At 58.6% G+C, this 23,256-nt stretch carries 24 protein-coding genes; 12 read left to right on the top strand and 12 right to left on the bottom strand.

What is annotated here, in order from left to right:
• Window positions 1-28: 28 nt before the first annotated feature.
• The 5 genes from L0664_RS02035 to L0664_RS02015 are packed head-to-tail and all read left to right on the top strand — an operon-like array spanning window position 29 to window position 5,853.
• Window positions 29-973: an ABC transporter permease gene (locus L0664_RS02035; protein ID WP_235223959.1), complete on the top strand. Its 945-nt coding sequence runs from the start codon at window positions 29-31 to the stop codon at window positions 971-973.
• Window positions 970-1,785 (top strand): ABC transporter permease, encoded by an 816-nt coding sequence (locus tag L0664_RS02030; RefSeq protein WP_235223958.1) that lies wholly within the window; start codon window positions 970-972, stop codon window positions 1,783-1,785. Before L0664_RS02035 ends, L0664_RS02030 begins: the two co-directional genes overlap by 4 nt.
• Window positions 1,782-3,395: an ABC transporter ATP-binding protein gene (locus L0664_RS02025; protein ID WP_235223957.1), complete on the top strand. Its 1,614-nt coding sequence runs from the start codon at window positions 1,782-1,784 to the stop codon at window positions 3,393-3,395. The genes L0664_RS02030 and L0664_RS02025 overlap by 4 nt, the downstream gene beginning before the upstream one ends.
• 1 nt (window position 3,396) lies before the next feature.
• The gene (locus L0664_RS02020) at window positions 3,397-4,839 is read left to right on the top strand and encodes an aldehyde dehydrogenase family protein (protein ID WP_235223956.1); all 1,443 of its coding nucleotides are present in this window, start codon (window positions 3,397-3,399) and stop codon (window positions 4,837-4,839) included.
• 9 nt (window positions 4,840-4,848) lie between these two features.
• On the top strand, window positions 4,849-5,853 hold the full coding sequence (locus tag L0664_RS02015; protein ID WP_235223955.1) for a P1 family peptidase: 1,005 nt from the start codon (window positions 4,849-4,851) through the stop codon (window positions 5,851-5,853).
• Here the strand turns inward: L0664_RS02015 and modC are convergent.
• From modC to modA, 3 genes are read right to left on the bottom strand one after another with little or no spacing between them, the layout of a single operon-like run.
• Window positions 5,850-6,887, bottom strand: a complete 1,038-nt coding sequence (gene modC / locus L0664_RS02010; RefSeq protein WP_235223954.1) for a molybdenum ABC transporter ATP-binding protein — start codon at window positions 6,885-6,887, stop codon at window positions 5,850-5,852. The genes L0664_RS02015 and modC overlap by 4 nt on opposite strands.
• Window positions 6,887-7,582, bottom strand: coding sequence for a molybdate ABC transporter permease subunit (gene modB / locus L0664_RS02005; RefSeq protein WP_235223953.1), 696 nt, complete (start codon window positions 7,580-7,582; stop codon window positions 6,887-6,889). The genes modC and modB overlap by 1 nt, the downstream gene beginning before the upstream one ends.
• Window positions 7,579-8,322, bottom strand: a complete 744-nt coding sequence (gene modA, locus L0664_RS02000; RefSeq protein ID WP_235223952.1) for a molybdate ABC transporter substrate-binding protein — start codon at window positions 8,320-8,322, stop codon at window positions 7,579-7,581. The genes modB and modA overlap by 4 nt, the downstream gene beginning before the upstream one ends.
• Before the next feature lie 82 nt (window positions 8,323-8,404).
• Between modA and L0664_RS01995 the strand changes: the two genes are divergently transcribed.
• A complete protein-coding gene (locus tag L0664_RS01995; RefSeq protein WP_235223951.1) occupies window positions 8,405-8,866 on the top strand; it encodes an NUDIX hydrolase in 462 nt (153 codons plus the stop codon).
• A gap of 1 nt (window position 8,867) precedes the next feature.
• Complete coding sequence (locus L0664_RS01990; protein ID WP_235223950.1) at window positions 8,868-9,284, top strand: DUF1178 family protein; 417 nt, start codon at window positions 8,868-8,870, stop codon at window positions 9,282-9,284.
• Window positions 9,285-9,288: 4 nt separating this feature from the next.
• On the opposite strand, the gene L0664_RS01985 is transcribed toward L0664_RS01990, so the two are convergent.
• Genes L0664_RS01985 through L0664_RS01975 form a run of 3 tightly spaced genes read right to left on the bottom strand, consistent with a single transcriptional unit; the run spans window position 9,289 to window position 11,372 of the window.
• On the bottom strand, window positions 9,289-9,831 hold the full coding sequence (locus tag L0664_RS01985; RefSeq protein WP_235223949.1) for an adenine phosphoribosyltransferase: 543 nt from the start codon (window positions 9,829-9,831) through the stop codon (window positions 9,289-9,291).
• Window positions 9,832-9,852: 21 nt separating this feature from the next.
• A complete protein-coding gene (locus L0664_RS01980; RefSeq protein ID WP_235223948.1) occupies window positions 9,853-10,506 on the bottom strand; it encodes a DUF2927 domain-containing protein in 654 nt (217 codons plus the stop codon).
• Complete coding sequence (locus L0664_RS01975) at window positions 10,503-11,372, bottom strand: S-methyl-5'-thioadenosine phosphorylase (protein ID WP_235223947.1); 870 nt, start codon at window positions 11,370-11,372, stop codon at window positions 10,503-10,505. Before L0664_RS01975 ends, L0664_RS01980 begins: the two co-directional genes overlap by 4 nt.
• A gap of 372 nt (window positions 11,373-11,744) precedes the next feature.
• Here L0664_RS01975 and L0664_RS01970 point away from each other — a divergent pair, with 372 nt between their 5' ends.
• Together L0664_RS01970 and L0664_RS01965 are read left to right on the top strand one after the other, a co-directional pair.
• On the top strand, window positions 11,745-12,074 hold the full coding sequence (locus L0664_RS01970) for a hypothetical protein (RefSeq protein WP_235223946.1): 330 nt from the start codon (window positions 11,745-11,747) through the stop codon (window positions 12,072-12,074).
• 108 nt (window positions 12,075-12,182) lie between these two features.
• Entirely contained in the window at window positions 12,183-13,826 is a 1,644-nt protein-coding gene (locus L0664_RS01965; RefSeq protein ID WP_235223945.1) for a SulP family inorganic anion transporter, read from the top strand.
• A 58-nt stretch (window positions 13,827-13,884) separates the two neighbouring features.
• Here L0664_RS01965 and L0664_RS01960 read toward each other — a convergent pair whose 3' ends face one another.
• The gene (locus L0664_RS01960; RefSeq protein WP_235223944.1) at window positions 13,885-14,487 is read right to left on the bottom strand and encodes a flavin reductase family protein; all 603 of its coding nucleotides are present in this window, start codon (window positions 14,485-14,487) and stop codon (window positions 13,885-13,887) included.
• A gap of 69 nt (window positions 14,488-14,556) precedes the next feature.
• Here L0664_RS01960 and L0664_RS01955 point away from each other — a divergent pair, with 69 nt between their 5' ends.
• Window positions 14,557-15,030, top strand: coding sequence for a GNAT family N-acetyltransferase (locus tag L0664_RS01955; RefSeq protein WP_235223943.1), 474 nt, complete (start codon window positions 14,557-14,559; stop codon window positions 15,028-15,030).
• A gap of 31 nt (window positions 15,031-15,061) precedes the next feature.
• The gene (locus L0664_RS01950) at window positions 15,062-15,871 is read left to right on the top strand and encodes an EcsC family protein (RefSeq protein WP_235223942.1); all 810 of its coding nucleotides are present in this window, start codon (window positions 15,062-15,064) and stop codon (window positions 15,869-15,871) included.
• Here L0664_RS01950 and ptsP read toward each other — a convergent pair.
• Together ptsP and L0664_RS01940 are read right to left on the bottom strand one after the other, a co-directional pair.
• Window positions 15,868-18,108 carry a phosphoenolpyruvate--protein phosphotransferase gene (gene ptsP, locus L0664_RS01945; protein WP_235223941.1) on the bottom strand — a complete coding sequence of 747 codons (2,241 nt, stop codon included), beginning with the start codon at window positions 18,106-18,108 and terminating at the stop codon, window positions 15,868-15,870. The genes L0664_RS01950 and ptsP overlap by 4 nt on opposite strands.
• Before the next feature lie 80 nt (window positions 18,109-18,188).
• Window positions 18,189-19,172, bottom strand: a complete 984-nt coding sequence (locus L0664_RS01940) for an aldo/keto reductase (RefSeq protein WP_235223940.1) — start codon at window positions 19,170-19,172, stop codon at window positions 18,189-18,191.
• Between the two features lie 80 nt (window positions 19,173-19,252).
• Between L0664_RS01940 and L0664_RS01935 the strand changes: the two genes are divergently transcribed.
• Entirely contained in the window at window positions 19,253-20,038 is a 786-nt protein-coding gene (locus L0664_RS01935) for a LysR family transcriptional regulator (protein ID WP_235223939.1), read from the top strand.
• Here L0664_RS01935 and L0664_RS01930 read toward each other — a convergent pair.
• The 3 genes from L0664_RS01930 to L0664_RS01920 form a co-directional block, all read right to left on the bottom strand.
• On the bottom strand, window positions 20,035-20,472 hold the full coding sequence (locus L0664_RS01930; RefSeq protein WP_235223938.1) for a GNAT family N-acetyltransferase: 438 nt from the start codon (window positions 20,470-20,472) through the stop codon (window positions 20,035-20,037). The genes L0664_RS01935 and L0664_RS01930 overlap by 4 nt on opposite strands.
• A complete protein-coding gene (locus L0664_RS01925; RefSeq protein WP_235223937.1) occupies window positions 20,469-21,707 on the bottom strand; it encodes an aspartate kinase in 1,239 nt (412 codons plus the stop codon). The genes L0664_RS01930 and L0664_RS01925 overlap by 4 nt, the downstream gene beginning before the upstream one ends.
• A gap of 71 nt (window positions 21,708-21,778) precedes the next feature.
• Complete coding sequence (locus L0664_RS01920) at window positions 21,779-23,185, bottom strand: FAD-binding oxidoreductase (protein WP_235223936.1); 1,407 nt, start codon at window positions 23,183-23,185, stop codon at window positions 21,779-21,781.
• Window positions 23,186-23,256 lie beyond the last annotated feature (71 nt).

The following is a 23,256-nucleotide window of genomic DNA, read 5'->3' as shown; positions in this document are numbered from 1 at the left end:
CGCCCGCCGCAGGCGCAGTACACACCTTATGATCCGCTTTGCCGCCAAACGTCTCCTCTCCCTGATCCTCAGCCTCATCGCGGCCTCCATCGTGATTTTCGCGGTGATTGAGGTTATTCCAGGCGATCCCGCGTCCTTCATGCTCGGCGTGAACGCCCGCGCTGACACCTTAGACGCATTGCGCGACCAGATGGGCCTGAACGACCCGCTCCCCTTGCGCTATATCAACTGGATCGGCGGTATGCTTACGGGTGATTTCGGCACGTCCTGGACGTATAAAACCCCCGTCGCCGACCTCATCAACGATCGCATCTGGGTGTCGTTGCCGCTGGCAATCTACGCGCTGCTCCTCTCAACCCTAATCGCCTTTCCCGCGGGTATCATCGCCGCCAGCCGCCGTGGCGGCCCTGCGGATATTTCTATCATGGGCGCCACACAGCTCGGTGTTGCGATCCCCAATTTCTGGTTCGCCATGATCCTTGTGCTGGTGTTCGCAATCAACCTGCGCTGGTTCTCGGCGGGCGGATTTCCGGGTTGGGACAACCCTGCACTGGCGCTCAAATCCCTCACCCTTCCGGCCATCGCGCTGGCCCTGCCACAGGCCGCGATCCTTGCGCGGGTCATGCGCTCCTCGCTGCTCGATAACTTGGGCGAAGATTACATTCGCACCGCCCGCGCCAAGGGTCTGACCCGCCGCCAAGCCCTGTGGCGCCACGCCGTGCGCAACGCGCTGATCCCTGTGCTGACCATCATCGGCCTGCAATTCTCGTTCCTGCTGGCGGGCGGCATCATCATCGAACAGGTCTTCTTCCTCCCCGGCCTCGGTCGCCTGATCTTCCAATCGATCAGCGCACGCGACCTTATCGTCGTTGAATCCGTCGTCATGCTGCTGGTCTTCGTCGTCATCGTGGTAAACTTCGCCGTTGATCTGGCCTACGCCACCGTCGATCCGCGCCTCAGGGCAAAATCATGAGCCGCAATATCGCCCTCGGGGGTCTCCTCACCGCGCTGTTCACAGCCCTCGCGCTCGTGTCGTTCCTTTACACGCCGCACGACATCCAAACCCTTGATATCCCGAACAAACTGCAAACGCCCAGCGGCACAAACTGGCTCGGCACGGATCACTTCGGGCGCGATATCCTGTCGATGATCATGATGGGTGCGCGCACCTCCATCGCTGTTGCCGTCCTCGCCGTGGGCATCGGCATTTGCGTCGGCGTGCCGCTTGGCCTTTTGGCCGCTGCGCGTCGCGGATCGCTCCTTGATGAAATCATCATGCGCGGCAATGACCTCGTGTTCGCCTTCCCCAGCCTCGTGATCGCGATCCTCATCACCGCCATTTTCGGCCCTTCGGCAATTAATGCCATCATCGCCATCGGCATCTTCAACATCCCCGTCTTCGCCCGCCTGTCGCGTGGCGCAGCCCTGCCAATTTGGGAACGCGATTTCATCCTCGCCGCGCGCGTGTCCGGCAAATCATCCTTCCGCATTTCTTATGAACATATCCTGCCCAACATCACGAACCTGATGATCGTCCAGGGCACAATCCAGTTTTCACTGGGCATCCTGGCAGAGGCCGCGCTGTCCTACATCGGCCTTGGCGCACAGCCCCCCACGGCCAGCTGGGGGCGCATGTTGGCGGATGCACAAACGCTCACCTCAATCGCGCCCCACGTGGCCCTGATCCCCGGATTGGCGATCGTGCTGATGGTACTCGGCCTCAATCTGTTGGGCGATGGTTTGCGCGACCTGCTTGACCCCCGCATCAGGCGGGCACGCGCATGACGCTGCTGTCGATCACAAACCTGACCCTGTCGATTGGCGAAACAGAGATTTTGCATGACGTCGATCTGTCCATGCAAGCCGGCGAAATCGCGGCCATCACGGGCGAAAGCGGATCGGGCAAATCCATGACCGCGCTGTCGGTCATGGGGCTTCTGCCGAACCGCGCGCAGACGACAGGCACCATCACGCTGGACGGCACCGACATCCTCCAAACGCCAGAACCCGAAATGTGCGCCCTGCGCGGCAACACGATGGGAATGGTCTTTCAGGAACCAATGACCGCACTCAACCCCGTGCAAACCATCGGGGCCCAAGTCGCCGAAACGATCCTGATCCACGAAAACACAACCAAGCCAGAGGCGCACAAACGCGCCGCCGCGATGCTGCAAAAAGTCGGGCTAAACGTGCCACCAACCCGCTATCCGCACGAGTTGTCCGGCGGGCAGCGCCAACGGGTTGTGATAGCCATGGCCATCGCCCTGCGCCCCAAACTTCTGATCGCGGACGAACCGACAACCGCGCTTGATGTCACCACCCAAGCCCGCATTCTTGATCTTCTGCGTGATCTGGTGCGCGAATTCGGGATGGGTCTTTTGATCATCACCCATGATCTGGCCGTCGTCGCAGATATCGCCGATCAGATCATCGTCATGCAAAAGGGCCGCGTGGTCGAAGCCGCCCAAACAGCGCAGCTTTTGGGCGACATGCAGCACCCCTACACCCGTGCGCTGTTCGCCGCATCGCGCCACACGCCGCCCATACCAGACCCATACCAGACCCATACCAAACCCATATCAGGGGCAATTTCCGCGAAACCGCAGGGGTTAGTGGTTGAAAACGTTGTCAGAACCTATGATTTGGCGCGCAAAAACATCCTCGGGCCGCGTCCGAAATTTCGCGCCTTGAATGACGTCAGTTTTCACATCGCAAAGGGCGAACGTGTGGGGCTTGTCGGGGAAAGCGGATGCGGAAAATCCACCCTCACCCGTGCGATCCTCGGCCTTGAAAACGTGCAAGGCGGGGCCATCACATTGGACGGCGAACCGGTGTTTTCCGCCAACCGCCCCAACCTGGATGTGCGCCGAAAAATGCAGGTCGTTTTTCAGGATCCCTACGGGTCGTTCAACCCGCGCCACACCGTAGCGCGGCTGGTGTCAGAACCATGGCACCTGCTCGATACCCCCCCCGCAAACGGTGCAGAACACATCGCACGCGCGCTGACAGATGTGGGGCTTACCGCGTCCGATGCAGACAAATACATCCACGAATTTTCCGGCGGCCAACGCCAACGCATCGCCATCGCGCGCGCGCTGATCATCGAACCGGAACTGATCATTTTCGACGAAGCCGTGTCAGCACTCGATGTGTCTGTGCGTGCGCAAGTTCTTGATCTTATTGCCGATCTTTGCCAAAAACGCGACCTCGCCTATCTGTTCATCAGCCATGATCTGACCGTTGTGCGCAGCGTCACCGACCGCGTTTTGGTGATGAAAACAGGGCAAATCGTGGAACAGGGCGACACCGAAACGGTGTTCACGGCCCCCGCCCATCCTTACACAAAAACCCTGCTGGCCGCCGCCCCGCGCCTGCCCGATCTGATTGAGGTCTGATATGCCACTGACGCCTTTCAACATCCCACAGGCACATCATTTGATTGGCGGCATCTGGACGCCCGCCGCAGATGTGATCAGCGTATCGGACCCGTCAACCGGCGCAGAATTAACCACGATTGGGCGCGGTAAAGCGCAAGACATCGACGCCGCCGTGACCGCAGCCCAAACCGCGCTGGACGGGGAATGGGGCGCGATGACGGCACTGGACCGTGGCCGCATCCTCACCCGTATTGGCAGGGCCGTGCTGACCCACGTCGACGCCTTGGCGAACCTCGAATCCCGCGACGTCGGCAAGCCCCTAACCCAAGCCCGCGCCGACGCCACCGCACTGGCCCGCTACATGGAATTTTACGGCGGCGCTGCTGATAAAATCACAGGTGAAACAATACCTTACCTTGATGGTTACACGGTCTACACCCTTCGTGAACCGCACGGTGTGACGGGCCATATCGTGCCGTGGAACTACCCGATGCAGATCATCGGGCGCTCTGTCGGGGCGGCTTTGGCGATGGGCAACGCCTGCGTTTTGAAACCCGCCGAGGAGGCCTGTTTGACCGCGCTGGCCTTCGCGCAAATCGCGATAGATGCGGGCCTTCCGGCAGGCGCGCTGAACGTGGTCACGGGGCTGGGGGCTGAGGCCGGTGCCGCGTTGTCCGCCCATCCCGCCGTCGCACATATGTCATTCACCGGATCGGTGCGCACCGGCGAATTGATCCAGGCCGCCGCCGCGCAAAACGTCATTCCCGTCACGCTGGAACTGGGCGGGAAATCCCCGCAGCTGGTGTTTGACGACGCCGATCTTGACCGCGCGCTGCCGTTCTTGGTTAACGCAGGCATCCAGAACGCAGGTCAAACCTGTTCAGCATCAAGCCGGATACTGGTGCAGCGCGGCGTGTATGACGAAGTGCGCGACCGCATGGCAAGCACCTACCGCGCCCTCAAAGTTGGTCCCGCGCTGGACGATCTCAACCTCGGACCGCTGATTTCGGCGCGCCAAAAAGACATTGTGAACGGGTTTCTGAACGCTGGCGCGGGTCTGAACATGGTCGCGCAGGGGCAAATCACAACGGATGCACGCGGGCACTATGTGGCCCCCACATTGTTCGCCGACGTGCCCCCCGATCATCCGCTGGCACAGGACGAAATTTTTGGCCCCGTGCAGGTTTTGATCCCGTTTGACGACGAAGCACACGCGCTGCACATCGCGAATTCCACCGACTACGGACTTGTCGCATCGGTCTGGACAGCGGACGGTGGGCGGCAAATGCGACTGGCGAAGGCCCTTAAATCAGGTCAGGTTTTCATCAATAATTATGGCGCAGGGGGTGGCGTTGAATTACCGTTTGGCGGTGTCGGAAAATCCGGCCACGGCCGTGAAAAAGGCTTTGAGGCGCTTTACGGCTTTTCAACCCTGAAAACTGTCGCTGCGTGGCATGGGTAAGGTAAAACAATGACTTATAAGACAGGCCCGAAGAACCTCATCACTGATATCGCGGGGCTACGTGTGGGCAATGCACAAGACGCGGCCCTTAAATCCGGCAGCACTGTTTTGATTGGTGACGTGCCGTTTACTGCGTCCGTACACGTGATGGGCGGTGGCCCGGGCACCCGTGAGACTGACCTTCTTGCACCGGACAAAACCGTGCAGCAGGTCGATGCGTTGGTGTTGTCGGGCGGGTCGGCCTTTGGGCTGGATGCATGCAGCGGTGTGGCGGATGGTCTGCGCGCCATGGGGCGGGGTTTTACAATCGGCGACGTCACAGTTCCCATCGTGCCCGGCGCGATTGTGTTTGATCTGATCAACGGTGGCGACAAGGCGTGGGGCACAAATCCCTACCCCGCGTTGGGCCGCGCGGCGTTGGACGCTGCCGCGACGGATTTTGACCTTGGCAGTGTCGGGGCGGGCACGGGCACGATGGCCGCGCGTCAGAAGGGTGGGCTTGGATCAGCGTCAGTTGTGCTGCCGGACGGAACGACAGTTGCCGCCTTGGTCGTGGTTAACGCGCTTGGGTCCGTCACGACCCCCGGGGATCACCATTTCTGGGCCGCCCCGTTTGAGATGAACGGTGAATTCGGCGGATTGGGGCCAGACCCCAAGGGTGGGTACACAGCGCCTGACACCAGCCTGAAAGAACAGGCCATGGGCCTGCATGCAGCGCAGGGCGCCAACACCACCATCGCAATCGTCGCGACCGACGCACCGCTAAGCAAAACGCAATGCCACCGATTGGCCGTCAACGCACATGACGGGATGGCCCGTGCCATTGTGCCGTCCCACACACCGCTGGACGGGGATTTGGTGTTTGGTGTGTCCACGTCATCTGCCGCCCCCATCGATCACGCCGGATACGCGCCCATCGGTGCTGCGGCCGCCACATGCCTGAGCCGCGCTATCGCCCGCGCCGTCTACGAGGCGACGCCTATGGCAGGGGACTTGATCGCGACCTATCGCTAACCCACATCATCGGGTGCGATGGCTGTGGCCTTCAAGATTGCGAAAACTTGCATCCCCTCGGCCAGTCCCATCGCGTCACAAGACCGCTTTGTGATCCGCGCAAGCAGCCGGTCGTTGCCCGCACGCAACGCCACGACTACGCCTGCATCAACGCCGCGTTGCAGTTCTGCGATGGTGACAGACAGGACGTTCAGCGCGCTCATGCCTGTTGGGGGGCTAGTTGACAGGATCACGTCCTGCGCGGGGATGCGCACGCGCAACATGCCACCAGCACGCCCCACTGACCCCGGCACCCAAAGCGCGCCCGCCCCTGTTTCGATCTTGGTCAATCCATCGTCCGCATGGCCAACAACCCGCCCTGTCAACACTGATCCTGTGTCCTGCACCCCAAGAAACGGAACGGCGGCGGGATCAGCCAAAACATCTTCGAGGGGCCCGGACAAAACCACCTGTCCGTCATCAAGCACAACGATGTGGCGGGCCAATCGCGTGACCTCACCCATGTCATGACTGACGTAGAGGATCGGAATGTCCGTCTGGTCGCGCAGCGCCTCAAGATAGGGGAGGACTTCGGCCTTTCGTGGGCCATCCAACGCGGACAATGGTTCATCCAGCAGCAATATTTCAGGCGCGGACATCAGGGCGCGGCCCAGCGCAACCCGCTGTTTTTCCCCGCCGGACAGGGATGCCGGATACCGATCCAACAGATCGGCAAGACCCAGCACGGCAATCACCGCCGCCTCGTCATGGGTGCCACCGTAGCGCAGGTTTTTCAGCACAGTCATATGTGGGAAAAGGCGCGCGTCCTGGAAAACGTAACCGATTTTTCGCTTACTTGGGGCAAGCCGCCCCAGCTGTTCGCCTGACAAATCCACATCCGCAGTGTCACAGTCCAACAGCCCGGCCACACCGCGGATCACGCTTGTTTTGCCTGATCCGGAGGGGCCGAAAATCGCCGTGATACCGGCGGGGGCCTCAAAGGCGGCGTTCACCGTGAAACCGTCGAATGCTTTGATGATATGAACCTTCAACATCAGCGCATCCTTTGGCGGGTGACGCGCTGCGCCAACACTTCGGACAGCACCAATGCGATGGCGGCAATGGCGATGGACACCACCGCGAGGCGCAGGGCCAATGGCTCTCCTCCCGGGATTTCCAGCAGCGTGTCGATGGACAGCGCAAGCGTCTGTGTTTGCCCCGGGATGTTGGACACAAAGGTGACAGTCGCGCCGAATTCGCCCATGCCTTTGGCAAATCCAAGCACCGCGCCCGCCAGTATCCCCGGCCACGCCAGCGGCAACGTCACTGTGCGTAGAATACGCAATCGCGATGCGCCCAAAGTGCCTGCTGCTTCCTCTAGCCCGCTGTCCACGGCCTCAAGCGACAGGCGCATCGCACGCACCATCAAAGGAAACCCCATAATCGCCGCCGCCAGCGCCGCGCCCGTCCAGCGGAACGCAAAAACCAACCCGAACAAATCCTCAAACACTGCGCCCAACGGGCCCGTGCGCCCAAAGCCGAGCAACAAAAGATAGCCCGTGACCACAGGCGGCATGACCAGTGGCAAATGCACCAGCACATTCAACGCGCCGTGCCCGAAAAACCGACCACGTGCCAAGGCATAGGCGACTACAAATCCAACTGGCAAACTAAACACCGTCGCCCAGAATGCGACCTTTAGCGACAACCACAACGCGGTCCATTCTGCGGGGCCCAGCCAGTCGGTCATGGTAGATCCGGCAGGGGCGCGAACCCCCAATCGCCTAATATGTCTTGGGCGGTAACCGATTGAAGGTAGATCATAAAATCATTGCCCTGCTGCGTTAGATGTGCCCCCGAATAAAGGATCATCTCGTGTGTGTCAGGGGCAAATGCGTATATTTCCACAAGGTCGGGCAACGCAACAAGATCGCTGGCGTAGCCCACACCAAACCTGACTTCACCGCGCTGCACGAACCGCAATGCGGCACGGACATTGGCGGCCTGAACGACCTGTTGTTCGATCCGGTCCCAGACCCCCAATGACACCAACCCCGCCCGAGCGTAGCGCCCCGCAGGCACCGCATCAACCTGTGCCATCGCCACCAGGTTATCGCCAATGATTTGCGCCAAGTTTTGCCGATCCACCTGAATTTGATCCCGCGCCACCATCACCAAACGGTTGCTGGCAAAGGGATCAACCTTTTGCACGATGCCTTCGTCAATCAACCAATGCCCCCACGCCTGATCCGCCAGCAGCACCACATCAGCCGGTGCGCCTTGCGCCACTTGGCGTGCGATTGCAGAACTCGCCGCGAAAACCAATGTCACCGTGACGTCTGTTTCTGCCTCATATTCCGCAGCCACTGTCCCCAACGCGTCGCGCAAACTTGAGGCCGCGAAAACCGTGATATCGTCGGCCGTTACGCTGCATGGAACCCCTATGCAAAACCCCGCTATCCACAGCGCACGGCGTGGAATTCTTTTCATTGCTGACGGTATTTGGTAGGGTTTTGACATAACAGAACTCTGCGCATCAACGCAGCAGAAGGGCAACAGGCGGATCGCAAACATGAAGAGTTTGCAGACACAGGAAATCGAATTGGGCACCGGTGGCAAAACCGGCCTTCGCACGCAATTTGCAGCGCTGTGTTATCGGATTAAAGACGACAAAGTACAGTTTTGCATCGTCACATCACGGCGTTCAAAGCGATGGATCGTGCCAAAAGGCTGGCCGATGAACGGCGAAACACCCATGGATGCCGCCGCCACCGAAGCCTACGAAGAGGCCGGCGTGCGGGGTAAAATCTACCCTCGTCCGATCGGGGTTTTCAGCTATTACAAAGTCCGCTCAGAGGATGAATTGCCCTGCATGGCCGTGGTCTATCCGCTCAAGGTGAAAAAGGTGCTGAAACGCTGGCCCGAAGATAAAGAACGGGAACGAAAGTGGGTGTCGCGCAAGAAAGCCGCCGCCATGGTCGATGATGACGAACTAAAAGCGATCATCCTGAATTTTGAACCGAGCACGGTGTGACGTGATCCGCTATACCCTCATATGTGATCAGGACCACCGTTTCGAAAGCTGGTTCCAGTCGTCAGACGCGTTTGATGCGCTGGCGCAATCGGGGCATCTGGCCTGTGCGATCTGCGGATCGAGCGACGTCAAACGGGCGATGATGGCCCCGTCCGTTCCGGCGAAAGGCAACAAGGTTGATCTGAAAACGCCGCAGTCTGACGCGGAAACCGCCCTTGCTAAATTACGTGCGGACGTTGAGGCCAACAGCGACGATGTGGGCCTTAGCTTTGCCCAAGAAGCCCGCAAGATGCATGACGGTGACGTCCCGGAACGCCCGATCCACGGCACCGCCAAACTTGAAGAGGCGAAAAAGCTGATCGATGACGGTATTCCCGTCGCCCCCCTGCCCTTTATGCCCAAACGCAAAGCGAACTAGGCGTTTACTCCCCGTCAAATTCACAAAGCACGTGGACGTCTTGCCCCATTTTTTCCAGCTTTGCGCGTCCGCCTAATTCCGGCAGATCGATGACGAAGGCACAGCCCACGACCTCACCGCCCAGTTTTTCCAACAGCTTGATGCCCGCTTCGGCGGTGCCGCCCGTCGCCAAAAGATCGTCGACAACCAAAACCTTGGCGCCCGCCTCGATCGCGTCATCGTGGATTTCCATCACCGCTTCGCCGTATTCCAGCGTGTAGGGCTGGCTGATGACGTTGCCGGGCAATTTGCCCTGTTTGCGGATCGGAACGAAACCCTTGCCAAGCTGGTGCGCGATTGCCCCGCCAAGGATGAAACCACGCGCCTCAAGGCCGACAACGACATCAATGTCTTCACCTGCATATGGATGCAGCAGCTGATCCACCGCCATACGAAACCCGCGCGGGCTGGCAAACAACGTCGTGACATCGCGAAACATGATGCCTTCGTGGGGGAAATCCGGGATCGTGCGAATGTAATCTTGAACGGTCTTTTTAGCGGGTTTCATATGGGCTCCTTAAGGGCGCGATTAATCTGGATAATGAAAACGAAGGGCTGCGCGGTCTTGCACCCCGAGTTTTTGAACGCTGTTGCTGTCTTCGGAAAATACGGATCGGGTTTCGTAGTACGGATTTCGGATGTCGGTCATCAATCCCATCGCCTGTGATAGTTCTTCGACCATGATGGGGCCCAATTGTTCGATCGGGATGTCGGACGCAAACACAATGGCGGCTTCGGTCAAGTTTAGATTGTCATCCCAAAACACCTGCACCTGTGCGGCACCAATCGGAATTCCATCCATATCGGGATACCCCGTACCGCGAATGGCGTCGCCCGCGCGGATCGGTTGCAGATGAATAACAATGTCAGCGGAGGTGGCTTTGGACACACGTTGCAGGTTCAACCCCGGCGCGGCGGAATTGATTTGGATGATTGTTGTATCGAGCACGCGGTTCATTTCGCGCGCCTTTTCTGACGGATAGGTCACGGGGATCGGCGCAAAGGTGACTGTGACAACCGATTTGTCCCATTTCACGATGGGTTCATTGCAGCCCAGCCCCGGCGTGGCCGCACACGACACCAATTGATAAAAATCGACGTCAGACAGTGGGCCATCCGTGACGATATATTCCTGCGCGACCAAGGGTGTGGCCAGCACGGTGGCGGCCAACAGTCTGATCACAAAACCCGCCCTGCCACCGCATCCAGCTTGGCCAACATGGCCGCATCGCGCGCATCAGGCGCTGTCATAATCGCGAATTCCAAGGCACGATCACAACCGCACGGGCAGACCTCGCGCGGGCCAGCAAGGCGCGGAGCGAGCCCGGCGACAGTTTGTTTGGCCGCCGCTGAATTGGCCCCCAGCGTGGCGATAATGTCAGAGATATCAACGCTGCCGTGATCGGGGTGCCAGCTGTCATAATCAGTGATCATCGCGACGGACGCATAACAAAGCTCAGCCTCGCGGGCGAGTTTTGCTTCGGGCATATTCGTCATGCCGATGACGTCGCAACCCCACACATCACGATACAGTTTGCTTTCGGCCATACTGGAAAATTGCGGCCCTTCCATCGCCAGATAGGTGCCACCACGGTGCACTGTAACGCCCGCGGCGCGTCCCGCAGCCTCACAGGCATCGCCAAGCCGCGCACAGACCGGATGGGCCACACTGACATGGGCCACGCATCCGGTGCCAAAGAACGATTTTTCACGCGCAAAGGTGCGGTCAATGAAATCACTGACGATCACGAAATCGCCCGGTGCCATTTCTTCGCGAAACGACCCGCAGGCCGACACGCTTATTACATCCGTCACGCCCAACCGTTTCAACGCATCAATGTTGGCGCGATACGGCACGGTGCTGGGCGAATGAACATGCCCGCGCCCATGACGGGGCAAGAACGCCATGTCCACCCCGTTCAGCGTGCCGCATAAAATCGCATCAGACGGGGCACCCCATGGGCTTTCAACGCTGACCCACTCGGCCCCCTCCAGCCCGTCAATGTCATAAAGACCCGACCCGCCGATGATTCCAATTTTCGCTTTCATACCAAATCCCCTGATCCGCTCTGCAACTTTGCCGTGCGCAGCGACGGTTGTGAAGGCTCGATTACCCCGAACCTGAGTCATAATTTCGCCAACTGGGGGGATTATGCCCCAATTATGAAGGTGTTGCGTTCTTTTCGGCTGGTGCCGATGCCCGGCGTTGTAAGTGTCGCCCTGGCGCTGTTGCCTTGGTGTGTCTGGTGGTTGGCCGACCAACTGCAACCAGTCGCATTCGGACAGGCACTGGCGCCCGTCGCTTTGGGATGACTTGCGCGCTTTGGTGCCCAAGCGATCCTGAATTTCACACTGAACCCCCGAGTGAAGCGGCAATGGGCAACCGACAGGCGCTATGTTCTCTGGGCAATGGTCTTGATAATGGGTTGGCCGTTCAATGCGCTTGTTTTCGGGTCTGATCGGATCGCGCAAATAGCGTTTACTGTTTTCATTGCATTTCAAGGCATTAGCATCTTGTGGTTTGTCGTCTTTTCACCCGAAGACTTGCCGCGAATGCCCAACAAATTTGCACGCATGGGGCAGCACCTTGAAGGGACTCAAACCATCCTTGCGGCGGGCCATTTGGTCCTTGCGTTGGCATCTGCTGCGTTGATCGGGCAAGGCGCGATCGTGGCTTGGGTCGCGCTGATGTCAGGGGGCGTAATTGTCTATTATTTACTGAATGCATGGGTCGTGGTTCTTTGGCTTTAACACAACCGGACGACGGCGCACGCAGCTAATCCAACGCGCGGGGGTGACACTGCGCGATGGCTCCGCTAGGAGGGCAACAAATCCACTCAAACCCTCAGGTGACCCGTTTTGCGTCAGTCCATTTTCGCTAATCTCGTAGGCCGTCTTGAAGATGCCGATCTTAAGCCGTCTGCGGCCAACCTCACTCCGGACCGCCTGCGTATTGAGGTTCTGTCCGGCCTGACTGTCGCCTTGGCGCTGGTCCCCGAAGCGGTGGCCTTTGCCTTTGTGGCCGGGGTTGATCCACTTGTCGGTTTGTACGCGGCCTTTATCGTCGGACTGATCACCGCATTGATTGGCGGGCGTCCGGGCATGATTTCCGGCGCAACAGGTGCTTTGGCCGTTGTGATGGTGTCCCTCGTGGCGGTGCACGGCGTGGAATATCTGTTTGCGACCGTGGTGTTGATGGGGCTGATCCAACTTGTCGTCGGGTTTATGCACTGGGGGAAGTTCATCCGCCTTGTGCCGCATCCTGTTATGCTGGGCTTTGTAAATGGACTCGCTATTGTGATTTTCCTTGCACAATTGGGGCAGTTTCAAGAACCCGGCTCAGCAAGCGCGAGTGGCGGACACGGCATGGCATCCGGGGACTGGCTGCATGGCACAGAGCTTTATGTGATGCTCGCGCTGACAGCGCTGACCATGGCAATCATCTGGGTCTGGCCAAAGGTCACAAACCTGATTCCGGCCCCTTTGGCTGGCATCGGTATTGTTGCACTGATCGCAATCGCCCTCGAATATTTCAATTTCGGCACACGCATCTTGGTCGTCGAAAATCTGGCGGACATCGAAGGCGGCCTGCCCGCGTTTCATATCCCGTCCGTCCCTTTCACGTTGGAAACCCTGTATATCATCGCGCCCTATGCCTTCATCCTCGCGGCCATCGGCCTGATCGAAAGCCTTTTGACGCTGAATCTCGTCGGTGAGATCGTGAACAAACGCGGTGGGGCGTCCCAAGAATGTATCGCGCAAGGCGTGGCCAACACTGTGACAGGTTTCTTTGGCGGCATGGGCGGTTGTGCGATGATTGGTCAATCGATGATCAACGTAAAATCTGGCGGACGTACCCGGATTGCGGGCACCGCCGCTGCGTTGTTCCTTCTGGCGTTTATTCTGTTTGCGTCCGGCCTGATCGGGAAAATCCCTCTGGCCGCATTGGTGGGTGTCATGTTCATGGTCGTGATCGGCACGTTCGCGTGGAACTCGTTCAAAATCATGACCAAAGTACCACGCATGGACGCGTTTGTGATCGTGTTGGTGACGGTCGTGACAGTCATGACAGACCTTGCGACAGCCGTTGTTGTCGGTGTGATCGTGTCCGCGCTGGCCTATGCGTGGTCCAACGCCACGCGGATTTATGCATCGACCTACGTCACACCGGAAGGCGCCAAAGTGTATAAGATCAACGGCCCGCTGTTCTTTGGATCAGCTGAAGGTTTCATGGAGCTGTTTGACGCAGAAAACGACCCGATGGCTGTTATCATCGATTTCGAAGGCTCCCGCGTGGCAGACCAGTCCGCCCTACAAGCCATCGAAGCGGTCGCGCTAAAATACGAGGATTCAGGCAAAGCCATCCAGTTGCGCCACCTGACCCATGATTGCCACGCGCTGCTGTCCAAAGCCGGTCACTTGGTCGTGGATAGTGATGACGATCCGGATTACGAAATCGCTGTCGATTATTCGGTTAGGACCGGAATCATCGGCGGGCACTGATCGGGTTGGCGGGCGGGCGCATTTGGCATAGCCAAACAGTCCCGCCCCGCCATACCTTCTATTCAGGCCGTTCCAGTTGAAAGACGTCCCGCACCACCGAATAGTCTTTGTATCCCCCGCGCGCGAGGGGGTGGAACGTCGTCACATCAAACGCCCCATCCACCATACAATCATCACGTAAATTTACGCCGACAACTTCGCCGAAGACCGCGAAATTCGCCTCTCCTTCGATCTTGATGATTTGCGTCATACGGCATTCCAGCACCGCAGGCGCGCCCGCCACAGACGCGCAATCAATCATACGGCACGCCGCCTTTTCAATCCCTGCATCGACGAATTCATCAACCTCACGGCCCCACAGCCCCGATGTGCGGTTCATCACATCGCGCATCGCGTATTCGACGATATTCACAGCAAACACACCTGTTTCGCGAATGTTGGCAACGCTGTCCTTCGTATCGCCGCGATCCGCTTTCACACTGGTGGACGAAAACATCACCTGGGGCGGCTCATACGCCACCGCATTGAAAAACGAGTAGGGTGCAAGGTTGTCGGTCCCATCCGCGCCGCGGCTCGAAATCCAACCGATTGGGCGCGGGGTTACAACTGCATTGAACGGATTATGCGGCAATCCGTGGCCGTTTTTTGGTTCGTAAAACATTTCAGGTTCCCTTTTGCCGCTCCAATATCCTGTTTGCATTGAAAGCAAAACACAGGTTCAACCGAACCCATGGAACTCGCAGATGAAACCCCTGACGATTGGTGGGCGATTGAAGCTCTCTATGATCTGACGTTCGCGCCGGGCCGAAAGGCGTTGTCGTCCTATCGTTTGCGCGATGATGTGCCTGCTGTGCCTGCGTTCTGCCGCGTGGTGCGTTACGACGATGGCGGCATCGGTGGCGCGATCCGTTGCTGGCCCATCAGAATTGAAGACCACCGCGCCCTCCTGCTAGGCCCCGTCGCCGTGCACCCGACCCGTCAAGGCGAAGGCCTGGGATCACTGATGATCCGCGATGTGTTGGAACGATCCGCCCCCGCAGGATGGCCCCGCGTGCTACTGGTCGGGGACGCGCCGTACTACGAACGCTTTGGATTCAACCGGCTGAACGGCGTCGTCATGCCGCCGCCCACGAACCCGGACCGCGTGCTGGGACATGGGGCGTGGGCCGGTATTCGCGGCCGCGTCCGCAAGAGCCTTGATTGAAAAACCACAAGCCAGCCCCCATATCGATCATATGACGAAAGACCCCGATTTCATGCGCGTGATCAATCCAGTTGATCCGCCTGCCCCGCTAACGGACGCCGCGCGCGTTCAGATCAAAGCCCTTGCGCAGCGCCAACACGCGGCATCAGGTGTTTTGATGCAGGTCGTGTCCTTCCTTGGCGGGCAGGTCGAAGACGGGCTAAAACTGCTGCCTGACAGTACCCGCGCACGACTAGACGCGGCTGCCACACGCGGTTTGCGCGCAAGCTATGATGCCGCGGGGCGCAGTATGGGCGGCATGGGCCGATTTATCGCAACGGACCGCGCGCACAAAGCTTTGGCGTCGATGTCAGGTGCCATTGGCGGGTTTGGCGGGCTTCCAACCGCCCTCGCAGAACTGCCGCTGGCCACCACTGTCATCTTCCGCGCGGTCCAACGCATCGCGGCAGAACATGGCGAAGATCCTTTGACGGTTGAAACCCGCGCCCAATGTCTGCACGTCTTTGGCAAGGGCGGGCCTGAGGATGGCGATGACGGTGTGGATACCAGTTTTGTTGGCGCGCGCATCGGGTTGTCCGGTGCTGCGATCAACAAATTGATCAGCAAAGTCGCGCCGAAATTCGCAACGGTTTTGGGCCAAAAGCTCGCCTCGCAGACGGTTCCGATCCTTGGGGCCGCTGCTGGGGCGGGCACAAATTACACCTTCGTCAGTTACTACACTGACATGGCGCATGTGCATTTCGGTCTGCGGGCATTGGCGCGTATCCACGGAACAGAGGCCGTTGTTGATGCGTTTCACGCAGACCTTGCCCTGCTCAAACGTCCGCTTATGAAAGCCTAAACCTGCGTGCGCAGGTAGTCACTGATGGCACCACGCACCGATTGATCACCCCGCCTGCGGGCCTCATCAATCACGACCTTCACCTCATCCAGGTTCAAACGCCGTAACAAGTGTTTTACGGGCCCAATGGACGCGGGCCGCATGGACAAACTGCGCAGACCAAGGGCCGCAAATGCAACCGCTTCGATCGGGCGGCCGGCGTCTTCGCCACAAAAACTGACGGGGGTGTTGTGGGCCTTGCAGCGTGCAATCAGCTGTTCAAGGAATGTCAGAAAGCTGACGTTCAGCGTGTCGTAGCGCCGCCGCACACGTTCGTTTTCACGATCCGCCGCAAAGAAAAACTGCTTGAGGTCGTTGCCCCCGATCGAGATAAAATCGACCTCTTGAAAGAAAATATCTGGTGCAAACGCAAGGCTCGGCGTTTCCAGCATCGCGCCAATTTGCACATCTGCGGGCAGCGGATGACCGAGGATACGTTCACGCTCCATCGCTTTGTCAAACTCGGCACGTGCCATGCGGAACTCTTCGAGCTGGGCCACAAACGGGAACATGACCGTCAGCGAACGACCATTTGCCGCGCGGATGAGTGCCTGCAACTGCATGCGCAGCACACCGGGTTTTTCAAGGCCGACGCGGATCGCACGCCAGCCCATCGCGGGGTTGGGTTCGTCGTTCGGCTTCATGTAGGTCAGCACTTTGTCTGATCCGATATCAAGCGTGCGAAACGCCACGCGCCGCCCCTTGGCCGCATCCATCACACGGGCGTACAGCGCCGATAACTCAGCACGTTTTGGCATCTGACTGCGAATAAGAAACTGTAATTCCGTGCGAAACAGCCCGACCCCTTCCGCGCCGGAACTTTCCAGCGACGGCAAATCAGCCATCAAGCCCGCATTCATATGCAGATCAATAACAGATCCGCATTTGGCCTGTGCGGGCAATTCGCGAAGATTGGCGTACCGCGCCTGCGCCTCTGTTTGCATTGCGACTTTGTCGCGAAAGGCTGCCTGAACGGTGTCATCAGGGCGCAAATGCACGATGCCCTGTTCGCCGTCCACGAGGATGGGATCGCCGTTCAACGCCGCCGTCACGATCCCTTCGGCGCGGATCACCAGCGGGATCGCCCATGCCCGCGCGATAATCGCCGCGTGACTGCCAACAGACCCTTCCTCAAGCACAATACCCTTCAGGGCTTTGCCATATTCCAACAGCTCTCCGGGGCCGATATTGCGCGCAACCAGCACCGGGTTTTCGGGCATTTCCGCCCCCGTGTTGCTGCCTTGGCCTGTCAAAATCCGCAGCAAACGGTTGGACAGATCATCAAGATCATGCAGACGGTCGCGCAGATAACTATCGGCCTGCCCCATCCGCGTGCGGGCCAGTGATTGTTCTTTTTCAACTGCGGCTTCGGCGGATAGACCTTGGGCGATGTCCGCCTCCATCCGTTTCATCCAACCACGTGAATTTGCGAACATCCGGTAGGCCTCAAGCACCTGCTTTTGGTCTTTGTTCACGGTCGCCGTCTGGGTCAGCATTTCATCAACGGAAAAGCGCAATGTGTCGACGGCTTCGCGCAAACGGCTAAGTTCGGCGTCAGGGTCATCGGCGATCAGATTGGTCACAACAACGCGCGGTTCATGCAGGTACACATTGCCACCCGCCGCACCTTCTTGGCCCACGGTGCCACGCACCATCAGCGGATCTTGGTGACGGGCCCGCAAGGCCGCACCCTCGCCCGCAAAGGCACCAAGTTCGTTCATTTCGGCCAACACCATGGCGACCACTTCCAGCGCATAGACCTCATCTGCGGTAAATTCGCGGGACTCAAGCGATTGCACAACAAGCACGCCCATCGTTTCGCCCAAACGCTGCACGGGAATACCGCAGAAACTTGAATACCGTTCCTCGCCCGTTTCCGCCATGTAGCGGAAGCCCTTGGAATTTGGCGCATCGGCAGTGTTTACCACCCTTTTTGTCTTGGCGACGCGGCCCACCAGACCTTCACCAAGACGCATCCGCGTTTGGTGCACCGCTTCTTGTTCCAGACCTTCGGTTGCACAAAGTTCAAGCGTTTCAGCGTCTCGAAACAGGTAGATCGAACACACCTCGGCGCGCATCGAAGACGCGATCAGGCGCACGATTTCATTCAGGCGCGCCTGCCCTGCTTCGCCACTTGCCATGACATCGCGCAGGCGGCCTAACAATTTGCGGCTTTGTGTCTCGAAAAGCTCTGGCATCTGTTCCCCCACCGCGCAGCACAAGACTACCCGCGCGCTGACGGGGTCGCAATGGCGAACACACGACAGGGTTGTGACATTTACCGCGCTCGCGCTGGTCCTTCTGTTGGGCGGGTCAATACCGCTTCGATATCTGCGATGATCTGATCCGGCAGCGGGCCATGCACCAAGGCTTTGGCGTTTTCTTCAACTTGCGCCACGGTGCGTGCACCGGGCAATGGCACCGTGGTTCCCCCTGCGGCCATAACCCATCCCAATGCGCCTTGAACCAGACTACGCCCGCCCGTTTGCAGCAAATCACGCACCGTCGCAATCTGATCAAGGTATTTAGGGTTAGCACGGCCATCGACGTAGTAGTCGTTGTAATCTTCATCGCCCGTGCGCACGTCGTCCTGCGCCAATTTCGTCGATGCGCCGTATTTCCCCGACAGCAGCCCCATCGCCAAGGGAGACCGCGCAAGCGATATCAAGCCATTGTTTTCAATTTCTTTTCTGACATCGCTCGCGGGCAGGAAAACATGCATGGCGTGTTCAACCGCACTAAATCCATCGCGCGGGGCCATCGCCGCGACGCTGTCGGGAAAATCCGTACTCCACCCAAAGGTGCCGATTTTACCCGCTTGGCGGGCAGCCTCCATCGCGTCGAAAAGGGGCGCGGCGTCTTCCACAGGCAGTTCGTTTTGGTGCAGCAACATCAAATCGATATGATCACAGTTCAGACGCGCCAAACAGGCGTCAATCGCGGCCATCACGTTGGCCGGATCACTGTCCGGACCGATCAGTTGTTCGCTGTCCTCATCAAATTTCAGCCCTATTTTGCTGATGATGGTCGTGTCCGGTTTTTGCGCGATGGACGCCCCGACCAGACGTTCTCCTTTTCCGGCGCCATAGACAGCGGCCGTATCGAAAATCCGGATGCCATTGGCATAAGCGGCATCAAGTGCACGCAGGCTTTCGGCGGGGTCAGCGTTAGCATAACCCAAAGCACGGTTGCCTTGATAGAACGGCCCACTAAGCGGCCAACAGCCAAGGCCAAGACGCGGGGTGTCTGATGATATTTTCATGATGGTCTCCTCGTGATTAGAACGCCATCATCGCAGGACAAAGCCATTACAAAAATGATTGAATATGTAATGATAAGAACATGAATGAAATGAACTGGGACGATCTGCGTCTGTTTATCGCCGTGGCAAATGCGGGCGGATTGTCCGGCGCTGCCAGCACGACAGGCCTAAGCGCGCCGACATTGGGGCGGCGTATGCTGACGCTTGAACGCGCCCTCAGGCAGGAGCTGTTTGTGCGCCATGCCAAGGGTTATGACCTGACCACGCAGGGCACAGAATTATTGCACCAGACTACAGGGCTTGCCGGGCAAATCGATGGGATGACCACAGCGCGCGACAATCGTTTGGTCAAGATTTCAGCGGGGGTCTGGACGACACGATTGCTGTGCGAAAACGCGGCTGCCCTTGCGCAGAACAATGTGACGTTGCGGTTTGTGGCGGCAGATCACGTGCTTGATATTCCACACCGCGAGGCCTTGATCGGCGTGCGCAATCATCGCCCCGATCACGTCGGCCTTGCGGGTCAACGGGTCGCCTCGATCAAATTCGCGCGCTATGGGCAAGCGGGCACGCCTTGGGTTCAGGTGGTCGGGGCGACACCTTCGGCGGCTTGGGTCAAAGACAACGCACCACATGGCACGATCGAGGTGACGCACCCAACCCATGCGCTCGACCTTGCCCGCGCAGGGGCAGCGCAGGCGGTGTTGCCTACATTTATCGGTGAAACTGAACCAAACCTAACCCGCCAAAGCCGTGATATTGCCGCCCTGACCCACGATCAGTGGGTCGTCAGCCACAATACAGACCGCTTTATTCCCGAGGTTCGGCGCACGATTGACCGCCTTGTCAGTGTTCTGAAACTCTAGACGTTGATGTCGTAGGTCACCCAGTCGCCCGCTTGCGCGACTTTGTCATAAAGCCCCCGCGCCCGCGCATTGTCAGCGGCCGTGATCCAGCGCACAACGGAATGGCCCTGCGATTTTGCCGCATCCTTTACCGCGCCAATCAACGCAGCCGCAGCACCAGACCCGCGCGCCGCAGGTGACACGAACAAATCATCAAGAAAAAGGCCCGACGCCGCCGCCAGCGGCCGCATAAACGCGCGGTAGTGGGCAATACCGACAAGCACGCCATCAGCGTCCGCCACAAAGGCGTTCACTTCATTGGCAGGATCGGCAATCCAACCCCAGACCTTTGCGCGCATTTCTGGCGTTTGGGGAACCTCGTAGAACTGCGCATAGGCGTCATACAATGCGTCCCACTCCGGGCGATCCGCATCCGTGGCAGCGCGAACAATCATGCCGCTTTTTCAAGCTCGAACGCGTCGTGCAGCGCTTGAACCGCCAATTCCATGTACTTGCGATCAATCAAAACGGATGTCTTGATTTCGGATGTGGTGATGACTTTGATGTTCACGCCTTCATCGCGCAGGGTCGCAAACATTTTTGCAGCCACACCCGCATGGGATCGCATTCCGATGCCGACGATAGACACTTTGGCAACATCCGTATCAGCCACAAGATCGTGGAAGTTGATGTCGTCACGCGCCTTGGCTTCGTCCATCGCTTTTTGCGCGCGCGCCACTTGATCGATGGGGCAGCTGAACGTCATGTCCGTGCGGCCTTCCTCAGAGATGTTCTGAACAATCATGTCAACGTTCACACCCGCCTCGGCCAGTGGGCCAAAGATCGCGGCGGCAATTCCGGGGCGGTCGGCCACCGAAATCAGGGTCATTTTCGCTTCGTCACGGCTGAACGCGACGCCTGCTACCACATTGGATTCCATGATTTCTTCCTCCGCACACACAAGCGTTCCCGCCGTGTCAGATTGTTCTTCAAATGATGAAAGCACGCGCAGGCGCACCTTGTATCGCATCGCCAATTCCACGCTGCGGGTCTGCAAGACTTTCGCGCCCAGTGACGCCAATTCCAACATTTCCTCAAACGCGATTTTATCGAGCTTGCGGGCCTTGTCGGTCACTCGAGGGTCTGTCGTGTAAACCCCGTCCACGTCGGTATAGATATCACAACGATCTGCCTCAAACGCTGCTGCAAAGGCCACGGCAGTCGTATCAGACCCGCCGCGCCCCAGCGTTGTAATACGTCCTTCGGGGCTGACGCCTTGGAACCCTGCAACGACGGCCACCTTCATACCTTCGCCAAACTTGGCGTTGATATTATCGGTTGGGATTTCTTCGATCCGCGCCGAACTGTGCGCACTGGTCGTCATCACCGGAACCTGCCAGCCTTGCCAACTGCGCGCGGGCACGTCCATTTCCTGCAACGTCAGCGCCATCAAGCCCGCCGTCACGTTTTCACCACTGGACACAATCGCATCATATTCGCGCGCATCATACAGGGGCGACGTGTCATTGACAAAACCAACCAGCTTATTCGTCTCACCGGACATGGCCGACACAATAACAATCACATCGTAGCCCTTGGCCACCTCCACGCCGACCTTCTTGGCCGCGCGCTTGATCTTGTCCACGGTCGCAACGCTTGTGCCACCAAATTTCATCACCAAAACGGGCATGGGTCTGTCCTAAAATCTTAGTCCGCGCCCTCTTACGGCGCTACGGACGCAGGCGCAACACCGCCCGTGATTTACAAGGCGCGCAGGACTGCGCCAGGATTCATAATGCCACGCGGGTCCAGCGCATCCTTGATCGCACGCATCATCGCCAGCTTTGCGGGATCACCATACGTTTCCAAATCAGCCACCTTAAGGCGACCAATCCCATGTTCGGCACTGACAGACCCGCCAAACGAATGGGCCAGATCATGCACCGCCGTTTTGATCACATCGCGCTGATTTTCATGATCCGCGCGCGTGCGCCCTTTTTGGGGGAACACATTATAATGCAGGTTTCCGTCGCCCAAATGGCCAAAGCAATTGATCCTGAATTCCCCGATTTCGGCAATGATTGCGGGGGCGCGTTCGATAAACGTGGGCACGCAGGAAATGGGTACGGAAATATCATGGGACGACACAGATCCGATCCGGCGATTGCCTTCCGGTATGGTTTCACGAATGTTCCACAAATCGCGGGCCTGCTGACTGGATTGCGCGATCACGCCATCCAGTACCAGATCGCCAGCCGCTTCAAACAACGCCTCCAACGCGCCTTGCGCCGATTGGCCCTTTGGCAGCCCCACCTTCATCAAGACAGACCATTCAGGCACATCTTTGAACGGTGCTTTGTAGGCCAGCCCCGCCTCCTCTAGGAAATCAAAGCCCTGCCGATGGATCAGTTCAAACGCTGTCACCGTTTCGCCAAGGTGTTCACCCGCCAAAGCCAAAAGCGACACCGCCGCCTTTGGGGACGGCACCACAAACATCGCCGTCGCCTCCTGTGCGGGACGTGGCATCATACGCAGCGATGCCCCTGTGATAATACCCAGCGTCCCCTCGGACCCGATCATAAGATCACGCAGATCATATCCGGTGTTGTCTTTGCGCAGACGGCTCATCCCGTTCCAGATGGTCCCATCAGCAAGCACCACTTCCACCCCCAGAACCTGCGCGCGTGCATTTCCATAGCGGATCACATTCAACCCACCGGCATTGGTCGCCAACAATCCACCAATGCGCGCCGATCCTTCAGACGCCAACGACAATGGAAACAACCGGCCCACGTCCGCTGCGGCGGCCTGCACATCGGCCAGAATGACGCCCGCATCGACCTCCATCACATTCTCGTCTGCGTAAACCCCGCGCACACGATTCATCCGCGCAAGGGACACAACCACAGGCACCAAATCTTCGACAATTTGGCCCCCGACCAATCCTGTACCGCCCGAATAGGGCACCACGGGCACCTGTGCGCCATGACACGCGCCCATCACCACCGACATTTCATCAACGCTGGCCGGTGACACCACGACACCGCGCCCGCTCCACCGCCCGCGCGGCTCCGTCAGAAAACCTGCCGGATCGGCGGCAAACGCAGCTGCAGGCAAAATCGCCTTTAGATGGTCCAAAAACGCACCGTTCGCTTCTTGCAAAACCATCTCAGCCGCTCCTGTTGTCTTTGGTTTCTAAATATTCTGGGGTGAGGCCGCAGGCCGAGGGGCAGAGCCCC

The sequence above is a fragment of the Octadecabacter dasysiphoniae genome, assembly GCF_021532615.1.
GTDB classification, from domain to species: domain Bacteria; phylum Pseudomonadota; class Alphaproteobacteria; order Rhodobacterales; family Rhodobacteraceae; genus Octadecabacter; species Octadecabacter dasysiphoniae.
The sequence above is the reverse complement of the archived record's forward strand: the minus strand, read 5'-3'. Positions and strand labels throughout refer to the sequence as shown.

Excerpts from the sequence above, each read along its gene's own strand:
- L0664_RS02030 (WP_235223958.1), top strand. The coding sequence starts at position 970 with ATGAGCCGCAATATCGCCCTCGGGGGTCTCCTCACCGCGCTGTTCACA.
- L0664_RS01940 (WP_235223940.1), bottom strand. The coding sequence starts at position 19,172 with ATGAAAATATCATCAGACACCCCGCGTCTTGGCCTTGGCTGTTGGCCG.
- L0664_RS01950 (WP_235223942.1), top strand. The coding sequence starts at position 15,062 with ATGACGAAAGACCCCGATTTCATGCGCGTGATCAATCCAGTTGATCCG.
- L0664_RS02020 (WP_235223956.1), top strand. The coding sequence starts at position 3,397 with ATGCCACTGACGCCTTTCAACATCCCACAGGCACATCATTTGATTGGC.
- L0664_RS01985 (WP_235223949.1), bottom strand. The coding sequence starts at position 9,831 with ATGAAACCCGCTAAAAAGACCGTTCAAGATTACATTCGCACGATCCCG.
- L0664_RS01970 (WP_235223946.1), top strand. The coding sequence starts at position 11,745 with ATGGGTTGGCCGTTCAATGCGCTTGTTTTCGGGTCTGATCGGATCGCG.
- modB (WP_235223953.1), bottom strand. The coding sequence starts at position 7,582 with ATGACCGACTGGCTGGGCCCCGCAGAATGGACCGCGTTGTGGTTGTCG.
- L0664_RS01925 (WP_235223937.1), bottom strand. The coding sequence starts at position 21,707 with ATGCCCGTTTTGGTGATGAAATTTGGTGGCACAAGCGTTGCGACCGTG.
- L0664_RS02035 (WP_235223959.1), top strand. The coding sequence starts at position 29 with ATGATCCGCTTTGCCGCCAAACGTCTCCTCTCCCTGATCCTCAGCCTC.
- modA (WP_235223952.1), bottom strand. The coding sequence starts at position 8,322 with ATGAAAAGAATTCCACGCCGTGCGCTGTGGATAGCGGGGTTTTGCATA.
- ptsP (WP_235223941.1), bottom strand. The coding sequence starts at position 18,108 with ATGCCAGAGCTTTTCGAGACACAAAGCCGCAAATTGTTAGGCCGCCTG.
- L0664_RS02025 (WP_235223957.1), top strand. The coding sequence starts at position 1,782 with ATGACGCTGCTGTCGATCACAAACCTGACCCTGTCGATTGGCGAAACA.
- L0664_RS01975 (WP_235223947.1), bottom strand. The coding sequence starts at position 11,372 with ATGAAAGCGAAAATTGGAATCATCGGCGGGTCGGGTCTTTATGACATT.
- L0664_RS01935 (WP_235223939.1), top strand. The coding sequence starts at position 19,253 with ATGAATGAAATGAACTGGGACGATCTGCGTCTGTTTATCGCCGTGGCA.
- L0664_RS01960 (WP_235223944.1), bottom strand. The coding sequence starts at position 14,487 with ATGTTTTACGAACCAAAAAACGGCCACGGATTGCCGCATAATCCGTTC.
- L0664_RS01930 (WP_235223938.1), bottom strand. The coding sequence starts at position 20,472 with ATGATTGTTCGCGCTGCCACGGATGCGGATCGCCCGGAGTGGGACGCA.
- L0664_RS02015 (WP_235223955.1), top strand. The coding sequence starts at position 4,849 with ATGACTTATAAGACAGGCCCGAAGAACCTCATCACTGATATCGCGGGG.
- L0664_RS01920 (WP_235223936.1), bottom strand. The coding sequence starts at position 23,185 with ATGGTTTTGCAAGAAGCGAACGGTGCGTTTTTGGACCATCTAAAGGCG.
- L0664_RS01995 (WP_235223951.1), top strand. The coding sequence starts at position 8,405 with ATGAAGAGTTTGCAGACACAGGAAATCGAATTGGGCACCGGTGGCAAA.
- L0664_RS01955 (WP_235223943.1), top strand. The coding sequence starts at position 14,557 with ATGGAACTCGCAGATGAAACCCCTGACGATTGGTGGGCGATTGAAGCT.
- modC (WP_235223954.1), bottom strand. The coding sequence starts at position 6,887 with ATGTTGAAGGTTCATATCATCAAAGCATTCGACGGTTTCACGGTGAAC.